The sequence below is a fragment of the Janthinobacterium sp. MP5059B genome, from assembly GCF_001758645.1.
GTDB classification, from domain to species: domain Bacteria; phylum Pseudomonadota; class Gammaproteobacteria; order Burkholderiales; family Burkholderiaceae_D; genus Janthinobacterium; species Janthinobacterium lividum.
In genome coordinates this window covers 325950-344389 of sequence record NZ_LRHX01000010.1, presented here as the reverse complement: position 1 = coordinate 344389, position 18440 = coordinate 325950, and the positions used below count along the sequence as shown (strand labels likewise).

Below are 18440 nucleotides of genomic sequence, written 5' to 3'. Positions count from 1 at the left end.
TCTCGGTTGCGTCACTGCGGGGCCGGCATGCGGCCCCTGCTTCTGTTTATTTCTTTTGCGCGGCGAACAGCGCGTCGAGCTTTTGCTCGAAGTCATGGTAATTGATCGATTCATACAGCTCCATGCGCGTCTGCATGGTGTCGACCACGTTCTTTTGCGTGCCATCGCGGCGCAGCGCCTGGTAGACGTTTTCCGCCGCCTTGTTCATGGCACGGAAGGCCGACAGCGGATACAGGGCCAGGCCCACGTGGGCGCTGCGCAATTCGTCCAGCGTGAACAGCGGCGTGGATCCGAATTCCGTGATGTTGGCCAGGATCGGTACGTTGACGGCCTTGGCGAACGTGGCGTACATGTCCAGGTCCGTGATGGCTTCCGGGAAGATCATGTCGGCGCCCGCTTCGACGCAGGCGACAGCGCGCTCGAGCGCCGCTTCCAGGCCATCGACGGCCAGCGCATCGGTGCGCGCCATGATGACGAAATTCGGGTCCGTGCGCGCATCGACGGCCGCCTTGATGCGGTCGACCATTTCTTCCTTGCTGACGATTTCCTTGCCCGGACGGTGGCCGCAGCGCTTGGCGCCCACCTGGTCTTCGATGTGCAGGCCCGCCGCGCCGAACTTGATCATCGATTTCACGGTGCGCGCCACGTTGAAGGCGGACGAACCGAAGCCCGTGTCGGCGTCGACCAGCAGCGGCAGATCGCACACGTCGGTGATGCGGCGGATATCGGTCAGCACGTCATCCAGGCTGGAAATGCCCAGGTCGGGCAAGCCCAGCGAGCCGGCCGCGACACCGCCGCCAGACAGATAAATGGCCTTGTAACCGGCGCGCTTGGCCAGCAAGGCGTGGTTGGCGTTGATGGCGCCGACGACTTGCAACGGGGATTCTTCCTGGACGACCTTGCGGAATGCGGCACCTGCGGAGTATTGAGTCATGTGTTCACCTTATGGGTTTCGGATGGTCCCGAATGTTTCACGGAGTGGCTATGAGCATCAGTATTGCAAATGCCGTGCCAGGACCCACCGGCCAGGGGACACACCATCTGCCGCAGAGTGAAAATGCGGGCAAGACGGCCATGGGCCACGCATCGTGCGCTGTCACGCAGCGGAGCAGCGATGTCACGTTTGGCGTCAGGGATGTTTCAATTATGTTTCATCCTATCCATTTTGAAACATACTATGAAACATGCAACAAACAGGAGAACAGCGGGGATGAAGGCCAAGGCTGGCAAGACGCGCAATAAAAACAGCCGGCGGGCGCCGGCTGAGTAATACGGAGACTGCGACAGATGCTGCGAAGGCAAACTAGGCCAGCCGCACCAGCGGGTTGGCGATGATGTTGTCGATCTGGCGCACGGCTTCTTCGCAGGCGGCGGCAATGGCGCCTTCCTCGTCGTCGCGCACGAATTGCATGGTCGAGCCTTCGAACACTTCCAGGCCTTCCGCGGTGGCGCGCTCGATATCGCAACTGGCCGACCATTTGCCGTCGGTGGTGGGCACGGCCAGGGGAACGATTTCCCAGCCTTTATAGTGAATTTTAGAACTGCTATCCATGGGGTGCCTCCTTCGTGACTGACTCAATAGTGGAAATCGTAGCATGAAGCGCGACTGGCAGCGATGTGTTTCACGCGCCAGCCGTAGTCAGGCTCACTTTCGGGCTAAACGATTTACGCCGGCTCAAGGGCGCAGCAGATTATCCACTTCCGTCCTGGCCACTTCCAGGCCAGCCGTGCAAGCCGTTTCCGGGGCCGCGTAGCCGCCCAGGGTGCGACTGCGCGTGATCGCCTGCGCCTCGGGTTCGCCTTCGCGCTGCAGGCGGTAGGTGAAATCCCATAAATCGTCGTTATCCTTTTGCGGGGTCACCGAAATCGTAAAACCGCGGTATTGTTCGCTGCGTGCAGTGATATCGTTCATGAATTCCTCCTTGTAAGAATGAGGTTACCATGCTGCAAGCGCCAGGGTGCGCACGACTGTGCCAGGCACATGCGCGCCCGCTTATCTGTTTTCCGCATGTTAAATGTCGATTTTCAACATTTTTTGGGCGAACTCTGGCGATATAATGCCATTCCCTGTCCCTCCCTTGTCCGCCCCTTGCCGCCGTGATGACTCCACAAATCCAAGCTTTCTTCGACCCCGCCACCGCCACCGTCACCTATGTTGTGTACGAGGCCGATGGCCGGGACTGCGCCATCATCGATTCCGTGCTCGACTACGACCCCAAGGCGGGGCGCACGTCCACCTCCTCGGCCGACAAGGTGATCGCCTTCGTGCGCGAACACGGCTTGCAATGCCGCTGGCTGCTGGAAACCCACGCGCACGCCGATCATCTTTCCGCCGCGCCCTACCTGCAGCAGCAGCTGGGCGGCGACGTGGCCATCGGCGCCGCCATCCAGACGGTGCAGCAGGCGTTCGCGGCCGTCTACCACCAGGATGACGCCAGGGCCGACGGCTCGCAGTTCGACCAGCTGTTCGCGCCAGACCAGGTGTTTCATATCGGCAAGCTGGAAGTACGCGCCCTGCACGTGCCCGGCCATACGCCGGCCGACCTGGCGTACCAGATCGGCGACGCCGTGTTTGTCGGCGACACCCTGTTCATGCCGGACGTGGGCTCGGCCCGCTGCGACTTTCCCGGCGGTTCCGCTGCCCTGCTGTACCGCTCCGCGCAGCGATTGCTGGCGCTGCCGCCGCAGACGCGGCTGTTCATGTGCCACGACTACCCGCCCAACGGCCGCGAGGCGCGCTGGGAAGTGACGGTGGCCGAACAGCGCGCCGGCAACATCCACTTGCGCGACGGCATCACGGAAGAGCAATTCGTGGCCATGCGCACCAGCCGCGACGCCACCCTCGACATGCCGACACTGATCCTGCCCGCCATCCAGGTCAACATCAATGCGGGCAAGCTGCCCGAGCCGGAAGACAACGGCGTGCGCTACCTGAAGATTCCGCTCAACGCGCTGTAATTTCGCGGGGCCACGCTGCGCCCCCTCCTTCCCGCCGCATCGCACCGCCCCCTGGCGCCGCCTGCCCGAGCGCCGGCGCGGCATGCGCCCCTGCCACACCCTCCCCAAGCATCAGGAATCGTGAGCCGCGCGCTCAGTATTTACGATTTGCTTCGCCCCCTGCGGCGGCTTATCGTGTACCCGCAATCCGCGCAGCCCGGCCTTCCGGGACCCTGGGCACTTGCCAGCCGGCGCCGGCGTTGTTGCCAGGCGCTCCACTTTTCCTTCCTTTGCCTGGACAGGCGCCACGATGACTTACTTGACATACGCCAGCCCCCTGCCGCCCGCGCCGCCCCTGCGCCGCATCGACGCCGCCGCAGCCTGCCAGCCCGCCAGCGTGGACTGCGCCTGGGAGCAGGTACGCGAACTGGCGCTGCGGCTCGCCGCGCGCGAGCCCTTGCTGCGGCCCATGCTCGACGAGCTGATTCTGCCGCACGACAGCCCCGCCGGACTGCTCGCCGCCGTCCTGGCGCACCGCCTGGGCGCCCGCGACATGCGCCCGGCCGTGCTGCGCCCCCTGTTCGAGGACATTTTAAGCACGCAGCCGCGCATCCTGGCCAGCATCACGGCCGACCTGGCGGCCATCGCGCAGCGCGATCCGGCCTGTCCCGACGGCCTGCACGCGCTGCTGAACCTGAAGGGCTTTCATGCGCTGCAGACCTACCGCATGGCGCACCATCTGTGGACGGCGGGCCGCAGCGAGGCCGCCTTTGCCCTGTCCAGCCACGCGGCCAGCGTCTTCGGCATCGACATCCATCCGGCCGCGCGCATCGGCGCGGGCATCATGCTCGATCACGGCAGCGGCATCGTCGTCGGCGAAACGGCCGTGGTCGACGACAATGTCTCCATCCTGCAGAACGTCACCCTCGGCGGCACCGGCAAGGAGCATGGCGACCGCCACCCGAAGATTCGTTCGGGCGTGATGCTGGGTGCGGGCGCCAAAATCCTCGGCAACATCGAGATCGGCGCCATGAGCAAGGTGGCCGCCGGCAGCGTGGTCCTGCGCGACGTGCCCGCGCATTGCACCGTGGCCGGCATTCCCGGGCGCATCGTCCGCTACCACCAGGCCGACAGCCTGCCGGCCTTCGAGATGGACCAGATGCTGTAGCGCTGCCCGGCGCACCAGACATGGCGTCAAACGCAATAACAAAGTGCAAATTGTGCGTCTTCCGCCATACCAAATCCCTCAGTACCATGTAATGACCGTTAATGGATGGATCAACCACCTTATGAATTCGCCGTCAAAACCCCTACCACCCTCACCCAGCCAGCAGGCCGCCCCGGCCGGTACCGCCACGATGCCCGTGCGCGGCGCGCTTGCCAGCCTGTCCCTGTCGATGCTGCTGCCCGCGCTGGGCACCAGCATCGCCAACGTGGGCCTGCCCGACATGGCCAAGGCGCTGCATGCGCCGTTCCAGGATGTGCAATGGATCGTGCTGGCCTACCTGCTGGCCATCACCGCGCTGATCGTCAGCGTGGGCCGCCTCGGCGACATGATCGGCCGGCGCCGCCTGCTGCTGGCAGGCATCGCGCTGTTTGCCGTCGCCTCCATCCTGTGCGCCCTGGCGCCCACCCTGTGGCTGCTGGTCGCCGCGCGCGCCCTGCAGGGTCTGGGCGCTTCCGTCATGATGGCCCTGACCATGGCCTTTGTCGGCAGCACCGTGCCCAAGGCGCAGACGGGCAGCGCCATGGGCCTGCTCGGCACCATGTCGGCCGTCGGCACCACGCTTGGTCCGGCACTGGGCGGCCTGCTGATCGCGCAGTTCGGCTGGCAAGCCATTTTCCTCGTCAACGTGCCGCTGGCCGGCGTGGCGCTGCTGATGGCATGGCGCTTCCTGCCGGCCGACCAGCGCGGCGCGCACGCCAGGCGTCCCGTCTTCGACCACCGCGGCACGCTGCTGCTGGCGCTGACCCTGGCCGCCTATGCGCTGGCCATGACCCTGGGCCGCGGCCATTTCGGCATGCGCAACGTGGCGCTGCTGCTGGCAGCCTGCGTGGGCGGCGCCCTGTTCGTGTATGTGGAACTGAAGGCGCCGGCGCCGCTGATACGCCTGGCCATGCTGCGCGCGCCCGTGCTCAGCGCCGGCCTGGCGACCAGCATGCTGGTGTCGACGGTCATGATGTCCACCCTGGTGGTCGGCCCCTTCTACCTGGCGCGCGGCCTGGGCCTGGGCACGGCCGTCACCGGCATGGTGCTGGCGGCCGGACCGCTGGTGGCGGCGTTCTGCGGCGTGCCGTCCGGCTGGCTGGTGGACCGCTACGGCGCGCAGCGCATGGGCGGCGCGGGCCTGTGCGGCGCGACCGCTGCCTGCCTGGCGCTGTCCCTGCTGCCCGCCAGCCTGGGCATCCCCGGCTACGTCGCGCCGATCATGCTGCTCACGGCCAGCTACGCGCTGTTCCAGGCAGCCAACAATACCGCCGTGATGGGCGACATCGTTCCCGACCAGCGCGGCCTCATCTCCGGCATGCTCAATCTGTCGCGCAATCTGGGCCTCGTCACGGGCGCCTCCGTGATGGGCGCCATCTTCGCTTTTTTTGCCAGCGCCAGCGATATCGCCAGCGCCCAGCCAGCCGCCATGATCCGTGGCATGCACGCCACCTTTGCCGTCGCCAGCGCGCTGATACTCGCCGCGCTGGCCATTTTCGCGCTCGGCCGCGCCCTGGCCAAGCCCCCTACGCCTTCTGGAGACCCCGCATGATGCGCCCCCGTCCGATCCCGTCCCTGCCCGTCCCGCTGTTACTGCTGCTGGCCCTGGCCTGCAGCGCCACCTTGTCCGGCTGCGGCCGTTCCCAGGCCGCGCCTGGCGGCCCGCCGCCCAAGCCCACCGTTTCCGTGGCGCTGCCGGAAACGTCGATGGTGCAGGCGACCCTCGACTACACGGGCCGCATCGAGCCGTCGCAGCGCGTGGAAGTGCGCTCGCGCGTGTCGGGCTATCTGCAGCAGATCGCCTTTCGCGATGGCCAGCAGGTCAAGGCCGGCGATGCGCTGTTCGTCATCGACCCGCGTCCCTTCGCGGCGGCGCGCGACCGCGCCCAGGCCAGCCTGGCCCAGGCCAATGCGCGCAGCAAGCTGGCCACGGCCCAGTTCGAGCGCAGCAGCCGGCTGCAGCAAACGGGCGCGGCCAGCACCGAGGAACTGGAACGGGCGCGCGGCGAGCTGGAAGGCGCGCAGGCGGCCGTCATGCTGAGCAAGGCGGAATTGCGCAGCGCCGAACTGGAGCTGTCCTTCACCACCATGCGCGCTCCCATCGCCGGCACGGTGTCGGACCGCCGCGTCGATGTCGGCAACTACGTGGCCGGCGGCGCGGCGCAGAGCGGCGTGCTGACCACCATCGTTGCGCACAGCCCCGTGCGCGCCATGGTCGACCTGTCGGAAGCGGATTTCCAGCGCCTGCGCCAGCAAAGCAAGCTGCCGGGCAAGGTACAGCTGGCGCTCGATGGCGGCGGCCCCGCCCAGGATGCCACCGTCGACTTTGTCGACAACGAGATCAGCGCCCGCTCGGGCACGGTGCGCCTGCGCGCCAGCCTGGCCAACACCGACCGCGCCGTCATGCCGGGCAGCTTTGCGCGCGTGCGCATTCCCGTCGGCGCGGCGCAAGAGCGCCTGCTCGTGCCCGACGCCGCCATCCTCAGCGACCAGAACAAAAAGATGGTGTTCGTCGTGGACGCGGCGGGCAAGGTGGCGCCGCGCAAGCTGGAACTGGGCGGCCTGCAGGGCGACAAGCAGATCGTGCTCTCCGGCCTCACGCCACAGGACAGGGTCATCGTCTCCGGTGCGGCCAAGGTGCGACCGGGCGACCAGGTGCTGGTGGCGACTCCCCGCGCCAACGGCGCATAAGGAGAGACCATGCGCTTTTCCCAATTTTTCATCCGCCGTCCCGTGTTTGCCATCGTGCTGTCGATCCTGATCACGCTGGTGGGTGCGGTGTCGGCCATGCGCCTGCCGATCTCGGAGTTTCCCGAGATCGTGCCGCCCACGGTCACGGTGAAGGCCAACTACCCGGGCGCCTCGGCGCAGGAAATCGCCGATACCGTCGCCGCGCCGATCGAACAGGAAATCAATGGCGTCGACGGCATGCTCTACATGTCCTCGCAATCGGTGGGCGACGGCAAGCTGACCATCAGCGTGGTGTTCAAGCCGGGCACCAACGTCGAGCAGGCCCAGTCACTGGTGCAGAACCGCGTGGCGGTAGCCGAAGCGCGCCTGCCCGAAGCCGTGCGCCGGCTGGGGCTGGCCGTCAAGAAGGCCTCGCCCGACCTGCTGATGGTGGTGCTGTTCGATTCGCCGAAAGGCACGCGCGACCAGCAGTACATCTCCAACTTCATCGGCACCGCCATCAAGGACAAGCTGGCCCGCGTTGAAGGCGTCGGCGACATCTACACGCGCGGCGCGCGCGACTTCTCGATGCGCATCTGGCTCGACCCGGCGCGCGTGGCCTCGCTGGGTCTGACGGCGCCGGAAGTGATCGCCGCCGTGCGGCAAGCCAACTCGCAGGTCGCCGCAGGGGTATTGAACCAGCCGCCGGGCGGCAGCGACGGTGCCTACCAGGTGCAGGTGCAGGCGCAAAGCCGCTTGCGCGACGTGGCCGAATTCGAAGCGATCGTCGTGGCCGCCCATGCCGATGGCGGCGTGGTGCGCCTGCGCGACGTGGCGCGCGTCGAGATGGGCGCGCAGGATTACACGGAAAGCGGCTTCGTCGACAACCGCACGGCCATCGCGCTGGGTATCAGCCTGCTGCCCGGCTCGAACGCGCTGGCCACGGGCGACCGCGTGCTGGCCCAGCTGGCGAAGATGGAAGCCGATTTCCCGCAGGACGTCGCCTACCACGCCTACTACAACCCGACCGAATTCATCCGCTCCTCGATCGACAAGGTGCGCGACACCATCTTCGAGGCGGCACTGCTGGTGTGCCTGGCCATGCTGCTGTTTCTCGGCTCGTGGCGCGCCGCCATCATTCCCATCCTGGCCATTCCCGTGTCCCTGGTCGGCACCTTCACGGTGCTTGCCGCGATGGGCTATACGCTCAATACCCTGTCGCTGTTCGGCCTGGTGCTGGCGATCGGCATCGTCGTCGATGATGCCATCGTGGTGGTGGAAAACGTCGAGCGCCACATGGAGGAAGGCATGAGCCCCGTCGCCGCGGCGCAGCGCAGCATGAACGAGGTGGGCTTCGCCCTGGTCGCCATCGCGCTGGTGCTGGTGGCGGTGTTCGTGCCGACGGCCTTCATCGATGGCATCTCCGGCATGTTCTACCGCCAGTTCGCCGTCACCATCGCCGCCTCCACCGTGATCTCGGCGCTGGTTTCGCTGACGCTGTCGCCGGCCCTGGCCGCGCTGCTGCTCAAGCCGCAGCACGATGCCAACAGCCTGGGCGCGCGCTGGATGACCATCTTCAACCGCGGTTTTTCCCGCCTGACAGGCGGCTATGTGCAGCTGACCGGGCGCATACTCTCGCGGCGCTGGCTGATGCTGCCCGTGTATCTGGTGCTGGCGGGCCTGACCCTGTGGCGCCTGGACGTGACCCCGCGCGGCTTCGTGCCGCAGCTGGACCGCGGCTATGCCATCGTTTCGATCCAGCTGCCGGCCGGCTCGACCCTGGCGCGCACCAGCGAAGTGGTGCAGGACGCCACGGCCCGCCTGATGAGCCACCCCGGCGTGGCCCACACGGCCGCCTTCGTCGGCACCGACGGCGCCACGTTTACCTCGGCGCCCAACACGGCCGTCATCTTCACCATGTTCAAGGACTTCGGCGCGCGCGCCAGCGATGGCCTGGACGGCCCGGCCATGCTGGGCGCCATGCGCGCCAGGCTGGCGCCCATCAGCGCGGCGCGCGTGATGGTGATACCCCCGCCTTCCGTGCCCGGCATCGGCACCGGCGGCGGCTTCAAGCTGATGCTGCGCGACACGGGCGGCCTGGGACCGCAAGCGTTGCAGGCGGCCGCGCGCGGCATCGCCGAGGAAGCGGGGAAACTGCCCTCGGTGATGGGCGCCTTCACGCCGTTCAACGCCATGAGCCCGCAGATCAAGGTTGAACTGGACCGCACCAAGGCCGAGTACCTGGGCGTGCCGCTGCTGCGCGTCAACGAGACCCTGCAAAGCTACATGGCGCCCGTGTTCGTCAACGACATGAATCTGATGGGCCGGGTCTGGCGGGTCACCGCGCAGGCGGACGCGCCCTACCGGCGCAGCGTGGCCGACCTGGCCGCGCTGAAGACGCGCGCCGCCAACGGCGACATGGTGCCGCTGGGCAGCGTGGCCACCTTCAGCGAAGGCACGGCGCCGTTCCGCGTGCCGCGCTACAACCTGTATCCCGCCGCCGAAATCCAGGGCAGCACCAAGCCTGGCTACTCGACGGGGCAAACCATCGCCGCGATGGAAGAGCTGCTCAAGGCGCGCCTGCCGGCCGGCTTCGACTACGAGTGGACGGAACTGGCGCTGCAGGAAAAACACGCGGGCGGCAGCACCGGCATGGTGCTGGGCCTGGCCGTGCTGCTGGTGTACCTGCTGCTGGCGGCCCTGTTTGAAAGCTGGCTGCTGCCCCTGTCCGTCGTGCTGATCGTGCCCAGCTGCGTGCTGGCCACGCTGATCGGGGTATCGTGGCGCGGCCTGGACAACAACGTGCTGACGCAGATCAGCATCGTGGTGCTGATCGGCCTGGCTGCCAAGAATGCCATCCTGATCGTCGAATTCGCGCGCCAGGCGATGGCGGCCGGCGCCGATGCGCGCGAAGCGGCCATCGCCGCCGCCCGCACGCGTCTGCGGCCCATCCTGATGACCTCACTGGCTTTCTTGCTGGGCGCGATACCGCTGATGCTGTCTTCCGGTGCGGGCGCGGAAATGCGCCAGTCGATGGGCACGGCTGTCTTCGCCGGCATGCTGGGCGTGACCTTGTCGGGCCTGTTGTTTACACCCTTGTTTTTCACTTTGCTGAGCAGACGCCGCCCGGCGCCTGCCGCGCGCACGGTCGCGCTGGGAGAAGCCGCATGAGCCGCATGATTCACTTGAACACGCGCCACGCCGCGCCGCTGCTGGCGGCCGCCATGCTGGCCCTGGCCGGCTGCAGCGTCGGCACGCCCACGGCCACGCGGGCGCTCGACACGGCGCAGTTGCCGGTCCTGCCCTCGGCCGCCGGCGCACCGGCGCTGCAAGCCGGCGCGCCGCCCGCGCTGTGGTGGCAAGAACTGGGCGATGCCAGGCTGGAGCAGCTGGTCAAGCGCGCCTGGCAAGACAATTACGACGTGCGCATCGCCACCGCGCGCCTTGCCAGCGCCAGCGAGTTCGCGCAAGCGGCGCGCGGCGCCCGCCTGCCGACGGTAGATCTTGATGCCCAGGCCGGACGCGCGCGCCTGGCGGCGATCGAGAGCAGCGACGGCCAGCCGCACATCGCCTCGCCGGTGCAGTGGAACGCCGTCTTCAGCTGGGAGCTCGACCTGTTCGGCCGCGTGCGCCACAGCATCGCCGCGGCCGAGGCTTCGGCGGACGAGCGCGCCGCCGTGCGCGACGACGTGCGGCGCCTGATCCTGGCACAGGTGGTCGATGCCTACCTGGTGCTGCGCGGCGCGCAGCAGATGCGCGCCAGCCTGCAGGAGCAATTATCGAACCAGTCCGGCACCTTGCGGCTGGTGCGCGAGCGCGAGAACGCGGGCCGCGCCGCGCCGGCCGAACGCATGCGCGCCGAGGCGCAGATGCGCCTGGCCAGTGCCCGCCTGCCCAGCCTGAACTTTGATGAGCGCGTGGCGCGCAACCGGCTGGCCACCCTCACGGGACAGCGCCTCGATGCGCCGGAACTGGCGGCGCTCGACCAGCCGATGCCGCTGGCGCTGCCGCAATCCTTGCTGACGGACGAACCGGCCCATTTGCTGCTGCGCCGGCCCGACGTGCGCGCGGCAGAACGGGCGCTGGCGGCGGCCAGCGCCCGCGAAGGCGCCGCCATCGCCGAGCGCTTCCCGCGCATCAGCCTGGGCGCGCTGTTCGGCGCCTCCGGCGTGGCCGGCGACTGGAATGGCGGCGATGCGGCGCGCTGGCATGCGGGCGCCGCCTTTTCCCTGCCGCTGTTCGATGGCGGCACGCGCCGCGCCCGCGCGCGCGCAGCCGGCGCCGAAGTGCTGGCCGCGCAGGCCGGCTTCGACAAGGCGCTGGCGCTGGCACTGGAGGAAACCGACAGCGCCATCGCGCAATGGGTACAGCTGCGCAGCCGCCACGCGGAACTGCGCGAGGCGCACCAGCTGGCGCAGGAGAGCGCGCGCCTGGCAAGGGTGCGCTACCAGGAAGGCGCGGAAAGCCTGCTCGGCGTGCTCGAAGCGGAACGTATTGCGCTGGCCACGCAGGAGCAGCTGGTGACGGCCCACCGCGACGTGGCCATCGCCACGGCCCGTGGCTACACGGCCATGGCGGGCGGCTTCGACGGGCCTGTGACGCGCTAGGATGACGCTGCCGGCGGCGTCAGGCGGCGCCTGACTGGCCGGCGCAGGCGTCGACCACGCAGCCGCGCAGCCAGCGGTGGGCCGGGTCGGCGTCCATGCGTGGATGCCACATCAGGGAGACGGTCAGATCCGGCATGCGCAGCGGCAGCGCAAAGCTGAACATGCCGGCGCGCAGATTGCCCGTATGCCGTTCCGGCACGGTGGCGATCAGGTCGGAACCGGCGGCCAGCGCCAGCGCCGCCGTGAAGCCGCCGACGATGCTGGCGATCGTGCGCTGCAGTCCCAGCGCCGCCAGCGCGTCGTCCATCGGTCCCGTATCCTGGTCGCGCCGCGCCACCAGCACATGCTGGCCGGCCGCATAGCGCTCGGCGCTGATCTCGCCCTGGGCCAGCGCATGGCCGCTGCGCACCACGCCCACGAAACGGTCGCCGAACAGCCTGCGCGTGCGCACTTCCGGGCTGGTGAAATTGCCGATCACGCCCGTCTCCAGGTCGATGCTGCCCTCGCGCAGCTGCACGCTTTCACGGTCGACCTTTTGCACGAAACGCAGGCGCACGCCGGGCGCCTGCGCGCCGATATGCGCAAGCAGCGCAGGACCGAAATTTTCCACGAAACCGTCGCTCGAACGCAGCGTGAAGGTCTGCTCCAGCTGGCGCGGATCGAGCCGCTGCGCCGGCCCCAGCACGGCCAGCGCCTCGCCCACCAGCTGGCCCACCCGTTCGCGCAGCTCCAGCGCGCGCGGCGTGGGCACCAGTTCACGCCCGGCGCGCACCAGCAGCGGATCGCCGGTCGTCTCGCGCAGGCGCGCCAGGGCGCGGCTCATGGCCGATGGACTCAGGCGCAAGCGCCGCGCGGCACGCGTGACGCTGCCTTCGGCAAGCAGGACATCGAGGGTGATTAACAGGTTCAGATCGGGTATCGACATAGTTTCTTACCTTAGCATGATTTGCCGGCGCCATAGCGCCAGACGCATGGATACATTGCGCGCCACACGCCTTCCGGCGCGCCCGGCGCGGCGCTACGATGGCTGCATCGCCACTTTGATCGACAACGACATGCCAGCCATTCTTGCTCCTTCATCCGCCCCAGCCGCCCGCACCATTTACCACGCACTGGCATCGATGCCAGGGAGCACCGGGTGAGCCGCCTGCTGTCCTGGGCCGCGCGCTTCCTTGCGCCGGCCAGCGAAGCGCCGATCCAGGAGCAGGAGCAAGAAGGCAGCGAAGGCAAGGCTGCGGCCGCGCCGGCCGATGCCTATCCTCTGGACGCCACCGGCTGGGGCACCTGCGGCTGGCCATTGTAGGCACGCCTTTAGGTCAGCACGCGCCCGCCATCACTCGCCTGCACCAGCAAGCCATCGGCCAGCCAGCGCAGCAGCAAGGGCGCCGGCGCGAACGGCATGCAGCCGTTGCCCTTCAGGTGCGCCTGCTGCGCCGCCGCCAGCGCAGCGCCCAGGGTGGACCCGCCAGCCAGCACGTCCAGCGCCGCCGCTTCCACCGCGTCGATCTCGCGCACCTGCGCCGACCAGCCGTGGCGGTACACGAGTGCCAGCGTCTCGCCCCGTGCATCAGGCGGCATGGCATGCCGCGCCGCGGCGTCGTGCGCCAGCCAGATCGCCGCCGCGCGCCAGGGCGAACGGTACGGCACGGCCGCCGGGTGCAGCACCAGCTGCCAGGCATCGACCTGGCCCGCCCCGGCCGCCTGCACGTCGCGCAAGGTCAGCGCAGCGGCATCGGGCGCGCCATGGGCTTCATGCAGCAGCCACTCCAGGCGCGCCACGTCGGCAAAATAGCCATGCGCGGCGGCCGGCGGCCAGGCGGCAAGAAACACCGGCAGGCTGACGCCGAAACGGGCCAGGTCGGCGCTGCGTGACGGATGCGCATCGCCGTAGGCATGTGCCATGGCCAGGAACCAGGAGGCGCCGCCCAGCGCGCGCAGCACCGGATACACGAGCTCCAGCGAGCGCGCGTGATGCTGGCGCAGCGCCTGGCCATAGCGCGCCAGGGCGCTGGCGCTGCGCGCATCGGTGTCCAGCCACGGCGCCAGCGCGCAGGCATCCGGCGTGTGCGCGCTGATCTGCGCGCCGAACGCGGCCTGCAGGCGCGCCAGCTCCTCAAGCGTCATCGCACGCCGCCAGGCTCGCCGGCGCGAGCACCTCGCCGGCAAGCGCCCGCGCGCGGGCCACTTCGTCGAGCAAGGTGGCGAAGGGCGGCAAGTTGGTATCCCATTCGACCAGGGTGGGCAGCGGACCGTAGCGGCGCAAGGCGGCGCGGTACAGTTCCCACACGGCAGCGGCCACGGGCGCGCCGTGGTGGTCGACCAGCAGGCCGCCATCTTCGCAGTGGCCGGCCAGATGCAATTCGCCGACCAGGCCCGGCGCCAGCGCCGCCATCGCGGCCAGGGCATCCTCGCCGTGGTTGCATTGATTGACATACAGGTTATTGATGTCCAGCAGCACGCCGCAGCCGGTACGGCGCGCCACGCAGGCGAGGAACTCCGTCTCGCCCCAGCTGTCGCCGGGAAAACGCAGATAGGTCGAGACGTTCTCCAGCAGGAGGCGACGGCCTAGTACCTCCTGCACCAGGTCGACGCGCCGGCAAACCAGTTCCAGGCTGGCACCGTTCAGCGGCAGCGGCAGCAAGTCGTTGAGCATCGCCCCGCCGGTGGCGCCCCAGCACAGGTGCTCGGACACCAGCATCGGCTCGATGCGCGCGGCCAGGCGCGCGATGCGCTCCACGTGCGTGCGCGAAAAGCCGTGCACCGAGCCGAGACCCATGCCGACGCCATGCAACGAAACGGGATAATCGGCGCGCAGCGTCTCGAGCACGTGCAGGTCCCAGCCGCCTTCGGCCAGGTAGTTCTCGCTGTGGACCTCGAGCCAGTCCACGGGCTGGCGCCGCGCCAGCATGTCGTGGTAATGCGCGCCTCGCAGGCCGATGCCCACCAGGGGCGCGGCCTGCGCCACGTCGCGCATCAGGGCAAGCCGCGCGTGCCCGCCGGCGCCGCGCCGCCCTTGGCCGCCGTGCCGGGCGCCGCGTCCATCTCGCGCACCACGCGCAGGCCGATCCAGCCGCGCCGCCCTTCCGCGCCCAGGCCCAGGCGGGTGGCCGCGCGCACGAAGTTCGGCGTGTCGGTCCAGGAGGCGCCGCGCGCCACGCGCTTCTTGCAAGCCGCTTCATCCCACACGCGGCCATCTTTCGGCGCGCCTTCGTAGTCGCTGTGCCAGCAATCGGCCGTCCACTGCCACACGTTGCCCAGCACGTCGTACAGCCCTGCCGGATTGGGCGCGTAGCTGCCCACGGGCGCCGTGGTGGGCCAGTTGCCCGAACCGGACACCACGCCGCCGCAATGCTTCTGCTGCGGGCAGTCGTCGGGGCCATACTTGGCGTCGCCGCGCGTGATGTCCTCGCCCCACCAGCGCGCCGTGACGGTGCCTGCGCGCGCCGCATATTCCCACTCGGCCTCGGTGGGCAGGCGGTAGCGCGCCCCGCTCTTTTTCGACAGCCAGCGCAGATAGCTTTGCGCATCGTTCCAGCTGACGTTGACGGCCGGGCGCGTGCCGCGTCCCCAGCCTTCGTCTGACGGCCGGTAGCCGTCGCAGCCGCCATCCTGGATGCAGGCGTCGAACTGCTCGAACGTCAGGCTGAAGCGGCCGATGGCAAATGGCTGCAGGATCTCTACCGGGTGCTGGCCTTCATTGCCGAAGCGCCCGCTCTCGCCAGGCGGCGATCCCATGAGGAAGCGCCCGGCCGGCAGCGGCACCATCTCCGGGCACGCGCCGTCGCAATCGCGGAACGACTTGCCGGCGGCCACGGGGGTGGTCAGGCTGGGGTCGATGGCGTCCGGCTTTTGCCTGGACAAATAGGCGGACAGGTTGGCGATATCGCCATCCGTCAGGGGCGCGACAGCCGTGTTCATCAGGGGGCTGACGCGCGCATGCGAGCGGAAGGCGCGCAGCTGGCTATCCAGGTAGGCCAGGTTCTGCCCGGCCAGCTTCGGATAATCGGCGACGGCGGCATTGCCCTTGGGGCCATGGCAGGCGGCGCACGCCGGCAGCGCGCGCGCCGCGTCGCCCTCGTGGTACAGCGCATCGCCCGCCGCCACATCGGCCGGTGGGCCCGTCCTGGCGGGCGCCGCGCCCGGGCATGCCAGCGGCGCCGCTTCCACCTTGCCGCCCAGCGCCGTGCAGGTGCCGGCCGGGACGGTCATCCATTCGCCAGGATCGCGGTCGACGGTCGCCATGCCCGAACACAAATGGAAGCAGGTGGTATTGGCGCATTCATTCTGGCCGGCCTTGGCCACGCCATAGCAGATTTCGCTCTTGGCGGCGGCCTTTTTTTCCGGCGCCTGCGCCGGCGCGGGGAGCGCCACGGCCAGGGCGCAGGCCGCGGCCACGGCCGCCTGTACCAGCGCCTGCCGGTTCTGCGGCTGCGGCACTGGCGCTGGCGGCGTGACGGCCTTGCCTGTCGTTGATACTTGCACCATGCGGTGGCTTCCTTTTCAAAAATGCCGGCAGGCGCCGCCAGCGGCGCGCCTGCCATGCCGTGTCAGTCGTTGTTAAGTCGATGTATCAGTCATAGTGCGCGCTCGCTTCGATCAGCTCGATGCGGTAGCCGTCGGGGTCCTGCACGAAGGCGATGACATTGCGGCCGTGTTTCATCGGCCCCGCCTCGCGCGTGACCGTGCCGCCATGCGCGCGCACCCTGGCGCAGACGCTGGCCGCATCGTCGACCGCCAGCGCCAGGTAGCCGTAGGCGTCGCCGTGGGTGTAGGCTTGCCGGTCCCAGTTATGCGTCAGTTCGATGGCGGCATGCGCCGGCGCTTCGCCATAGGCGACAATGGCGCGCGTAAAGCGCGCATCCGGATAGTCGTGGCGCCGCTGCAGGGTCATGCCCAGGGCGTCGCGGTAGAAATGCAGCGCGGCGTCGAGGTCGGCGACGCGCAGCATGCAATGAAGTATGCGCATGGTGTGATGGCTCAATCAAATTGGGACAAGGGGTCAGGCGACGCGCTGCTGTGGCAAGACGGTTTCCATGGCCGGCTCGTCCGGCACCGGCAGGTAGCGGGCGCCGGCCTGGTAGCGCTGGACGAACTGGCCGAAGTCGCCGCTGTCGGCGCGTTCCACGCGCTCCTGCTCGGCCAGCGAGGCATCGGCCTGCGCCGTGAAGCGCGCCAGCGCCGCAGGCGCCAGGGGACGGCCGCGAAAATGCGCCGCGTGCGCCGCGCTCTGGCGCAGGGCGAACGCGTCGAAACTGCCTTGCTCGGCGCGGATCGCCGCCAGCACGCGCGCCGAAGGCGTCAGCGTCACGTCCGCCAGCTTGGCGCGCTGCGCCGCCAGCGCCGTGGCGCAATCATCGCCGCCGCGCGCCTGGTCCAGCAGCGCGGCCATGGGGGCAATGCGATCGAGCAGCTCGCCAGCCCACGCCTGCAGGCTGAGCTGTTCGCCGTGGCGCTCCAGCAGCAGCCCCGGACGGCGCCCTTCCTTGACGGTGCGGGCGAAATTCTCGGTGTTCTCGCGGCTTTCCGCATGGCCGGTGAGCGGGCTGTCCTGCAGCGCGCAAAACAGCAGAAAGGCGTCGAGGAAGTGGCAGGCTGGCGCGCCGATGCCCAGCGGCTCGAACGGGTCGACATCGAGGCAGCGCACCTCCACGTACTGCACGCCGCGCTGGGCCAGCGCATGCAAGGGGCGCTCGCCGCTGTGCGCCACGCGCTTGGGGCGGATCGCCGAGTAGTACTCGTTCTCGATCTGCAGGCGGTTGGTATTGATCTGCACCCACTGCCCCTCGCGCCGCGTGCCCAGCTCGACATACGGCAGGTACGGATGGTTCATCGCCGCCGCCAGGCTGGTGATATAGCTGTCGAGCGTGTTGTAGTCGGGGGTCAGGCCGGCCTGGGCATCGTTCTGGTAGCCCATGTCGCTCATGCGCAGGCTGGTGGCGTACGGCAGGTACAAGGTATCGGCCGACAGCTGCTCCAGCGGGAAGTCGCCGCGTCCAGGGAAATGCGCCGACAGGGCTGGCGCGGCGCCGAACAGATACATCAGCAGCCAGCCATAGCGGCGGAAGTTGCGGATCAGCCCGACATAGCTTTCCGACTGAAACTGCATCGCCGTGCGGCCATCGCCCTCGTCCGCGCGCAGGCGCTCCCACAATGCGGGCGGCAGCGAGTAGTTGTAGTGGATGCCGGCGATGCACTGCATGCTTTTGCCATAGCGCAGCGCCAGGCCGCGCCGGTAGACATGCTTGAGCATGCCGATGTGCGAGTTGCCGTACCAGGCGATCGGGATGTCGGGGTCGGCGGGCAGGCGGCACGGCATCGAGTGGCTCCACAGCATTTCGTCGCCCAGTCCGCTGAAGACGAAACGGTGCAAGGCGTCGTAGCCGTCCAGCATGGCGGCCGTATCCTGCTCGGGCGGCGTGATCAGCTCGATCAGCGCCTCCGCATAGTCGGTCGTGATGGTGGGATGGGTCAGGGCCGCGCCCAGCGCCAGCGGATGCGCCGTGGCGGCCAGGTGGCCGTGGCCGTCCACGCGCAGCGCTTCGCGCTCGATGCCGCGCAATCCCTGGGCCAGCAGCGCATGTCCGTCCGCGCCTGCCAGCAGCGCCATGCGGCGCGTCAATAATGAACTCATAGCTGTGCTGCCTTTACAAAAAAACATCGTTCGGCTTTCCATCTCGACGCCGACGATAAGCCCCAAGCCCCGCACCACACAACTCGCAAATCCTGAGTACGGGGATCAGAAACACTGATGCCAGGGGCCAGGCACCCGGATTTCCGAGGCCTGCGCCCGGCACCGGCGTTCGCATCAGTGTTATTGAGTGCTGCACTCAGCATTTGCGAATTGCGCCGTCCCGCGCGGCCCCTTATCTTGATAAACGAATATCAATAGACGGAAAAGTTTGGTTGCGCCGGCATCGCAGCGCCGGCGCGCCCCTCTTCCGTATCCGGCGCGCCGACACGGCAGCGTGCTCAAGACACATGCATGCGTGCATGCGGCATGCAAGCCAACAAGGAAGCCG

Annotated in this window: 17 protein-coding genes; 8 read left to right on the top strand and 9 right to left on the bottom strand. The window is 68.6% G+C overall.

Translation table 11 applies throughout. From position 1 onward, the window contains the following. Positions 1–46: 46 nt before the first annotated feature. On the bottom strand, positions 47–934 hold the full coding sequence (gene prpB, locus JAB1_RS14480; protein ID WP_070280374.1) for a methylisocitrate lyase: 888 nt from the start codon (positions 932–934) through the stop codon (positions 47–49). Positions 935–984: 50 nt separating this feature from the next. On the opposite strand from prpB, the gene JAB1_RS29595 reads away from it, so the two are divergent. Further along, complete coding sequence (locus JAB1_RS29595; protein ID WP_139144555.1) at positions 985–1242, top strand: hypothetical protein; 258 nt, start codon at positions 985–987, stop codon at positions 1240–1242. A gap of 61 nt (positions 1243–1303) precedes the next feature. Here JAB1_RS29595 and JAB1_RS14475 read toward each other — a convergent pair whose 3' ends face one another. Together JAB1_RS14475 and JAB1_RS14470 are read right to left on the bottom strand one after the other, a co-directional pair. Then, on the bottom strand, positions 1304–1552 hold the full coding sequence (locus tag JAB1_RS14475) for a hypothetical protein (protein ID WP_034783948.1): 249 nt from the start codon (positions 1550–1552) through the stop codon (positions 1304–1306). A gap of 123 nt (positions 1553–1675) precedes the next feature. Further along, positions 1676–1912 (bottom strand): hypothetical protein, encoded by a 237-nt coding sequence (locus JAB1_RS14470; protein ID WP_070257673.1) that lies wholly within the window; start codon positions 1910–1912, stop codon positions 1676–1678. Positions 1913–2100: 188 nt separating this feature from the next. Here JAB1_RS14470 and JAB1_RS14465 point away from each other — a divergent pair, with 188 nt between their 5' ends. The 6 genes from JAB1_RS14465 to JAB1_RS14440 all read left to right on the top strand — a co-directional run bounded on the left by JAB1_RS14465 (position 2101) and on the right by JAB1_RS14440 (position 11421). Beyond that, the gene (locus tag JAB1_RS14465; RefSeq protein ID WP_034783945.1) at positions 2101–2958 is read left to right on the top strand and encodes an MBL fold metallo-hydrolase; all 858 of its coding nucleotides are present in this window, start codon (positions 2101–2103) and stop codon (positions 2956–2958) included. Positions 2959–3247: 289 nt separating this feature from the next. Continuing rightward, positions 3248–4105 (top strand): serine O-acetyltransferase, encoded by an 858-nt coding sequence (cysE, locus tag JAB1_RS14460; RefSeq protein WP_083299739.1) that lies wholly within the window; start codon positions 3248–3250, stop codon positions 4103–4105. A 190-nt stretch (positions 4106–4295) separates the two neighbouring features. Next, positions 4296–5696, top strand: a complete 1401-nt coding sequence (locus JAB1_RS14455; RefSeq protein ID WP_070257674.1) for an MFS transporter — start codon at positions 4296–4298, stop codon at positions 5694–5696. Then, complete coding sequence (locus tag JAB1_RS14450; RefSeq protein ID WP_083299737.1) at positions 5693–6835, top strand: efflux RND transporter periplasmic adaptor subunit; 1143 nt, start codon at positions 5693–5695, stop codon at positions 6833–6835. The genes JAB1_RS14455 and JAB1_RS14450 overlap by 4 nt, the downstream gene beginning before the upstream one ends. Before the next feature lie 9 nt (positions 6836–6844). Next, positions 6845–9985: a multidrug efflux RND transporter permease subunit gene (locus JAB1_RS14445; protein ID WP_070280373.1), complete on the top strand. Its 3141-nt coding sequence runs from the start codon at positions 6845–6847 to the stop codon at positions 9983–9985. Next, positions 9982–11421: a TolC family protein gene (locus JAB1_RS14440; protein ID WP_083299736.1), complete on the top strand. Its 1440-nt coding sequence runs from the start codon at positions 9982–9984 to the stop codon at positions 11419–11421. The genes JAB1_RS14445 and JAB1_RS14440 overlap by 4 nt, the downstream gene beginning before the upstream one ends. Before the next feature lie 19 nt (positions 11422–11440). On the opposite strand, the gene JAB1_RS14435 is transcribed toward JAB1_RS14440, so the two are convergent. Beyond that, complete coding sequence (locus JAB1_RS14435; RefSeq protein WP_034783938.1) at positions 11441–12346, bottom strand: LysR family transcriptional regulator; 906 nt, start codon at positions 12344–12346, stop codon at positions 11441–11443. Positions 12347–12559: 213 nt separating this feature from the next. Here JAB1_RS14435 and JAB1_RS29925 point away from each other — a divergent pair, with 213 nt between their 5' ends. Then, a complete protein-coding gene (locus JAB1_RS29925; RefSeq protein ID WP_175445064.1) occupies positions 12560–12724 on the top strand; it encodes a hypothetical protein in 165 nt (54 codons plus the stop codon). An 8-nt stretch (positions 12725–12732) separates the two neighbouring features. Here the strand turns inward: JAB1_RS29925 and JAB1_RS14430 are convergent, their stop codons facing one another. The 5 genes from JAB1_RS14430 to gshA form a co-directional block, all read right to left on the bottom strand. Continuing rightward, on the bottom strand, positions 12733–13545 hold the full coding sequence (locus tag JAB1_RS14430) for a DNA-binding domain-containing protein (protein ID WP_070280371.1): 813 nt from the start codon (positions 13543–13545) through the stop codon (positions 12733–12735). After that, positions 13535–14395 carry a DUF692 domain-containing protein gene (locus JAB1_RS14425; RefSeq protein ID WP_070280370.1) on the bottom strand — a complete coding sequence of 287 codons (861 nt, stop codon included), beginning with the start codon at positions 14393–14395 and terminating at the stop codon, positions 13535–13537. The genes JAB1_RS14430 and JAB1_RS14425 overlap by 11 nt, the downstream gene beginning before the upstream one ends. Beyond that, the gene (locus JAB1_RS14420) at positions 14395–15906 is read right to left on the bottom strand and encodes an SUMF1/EgtB/PvdO family nonheme iron enzyme (protein WP_070280369.1); all 1512 of its coding nucleotides are present in this window, start codon (positions 15904–15906) and stop codon (positions 14395–14397) included. The genes JAB1_RS14425 and JAB1_RS14420 overlap by 1 nt, the downstream gene beginning before the upstream one ends. A gap of 85 nt (positions 15907–15991) precedes the next feature. Continuing rightward, on the bottom strand, positions 15992–16387 hold the full coding sequence (gene gloA, locus JAB1_RS14415) for a lactoylglutathione lyase (protein ID WP_070280368.1): 396 nt from the start codon (positions 16385–16387) through the stop codon (positions 15992–15994). A 33-nt stretch (positions 16388–16420) separates the two neighbouring features. Further along, entirely contained in the window at positions 16421–18052 is a 1632-nt protein-coding gene (gene gshA, locus JAB1_RS14410) for a glutamate--cysteine ligase (protein WP_083299735.1), read from the bottom strand. Between the last annotated feature and the right edge of the window lie 388 nt (positions 18053–18440).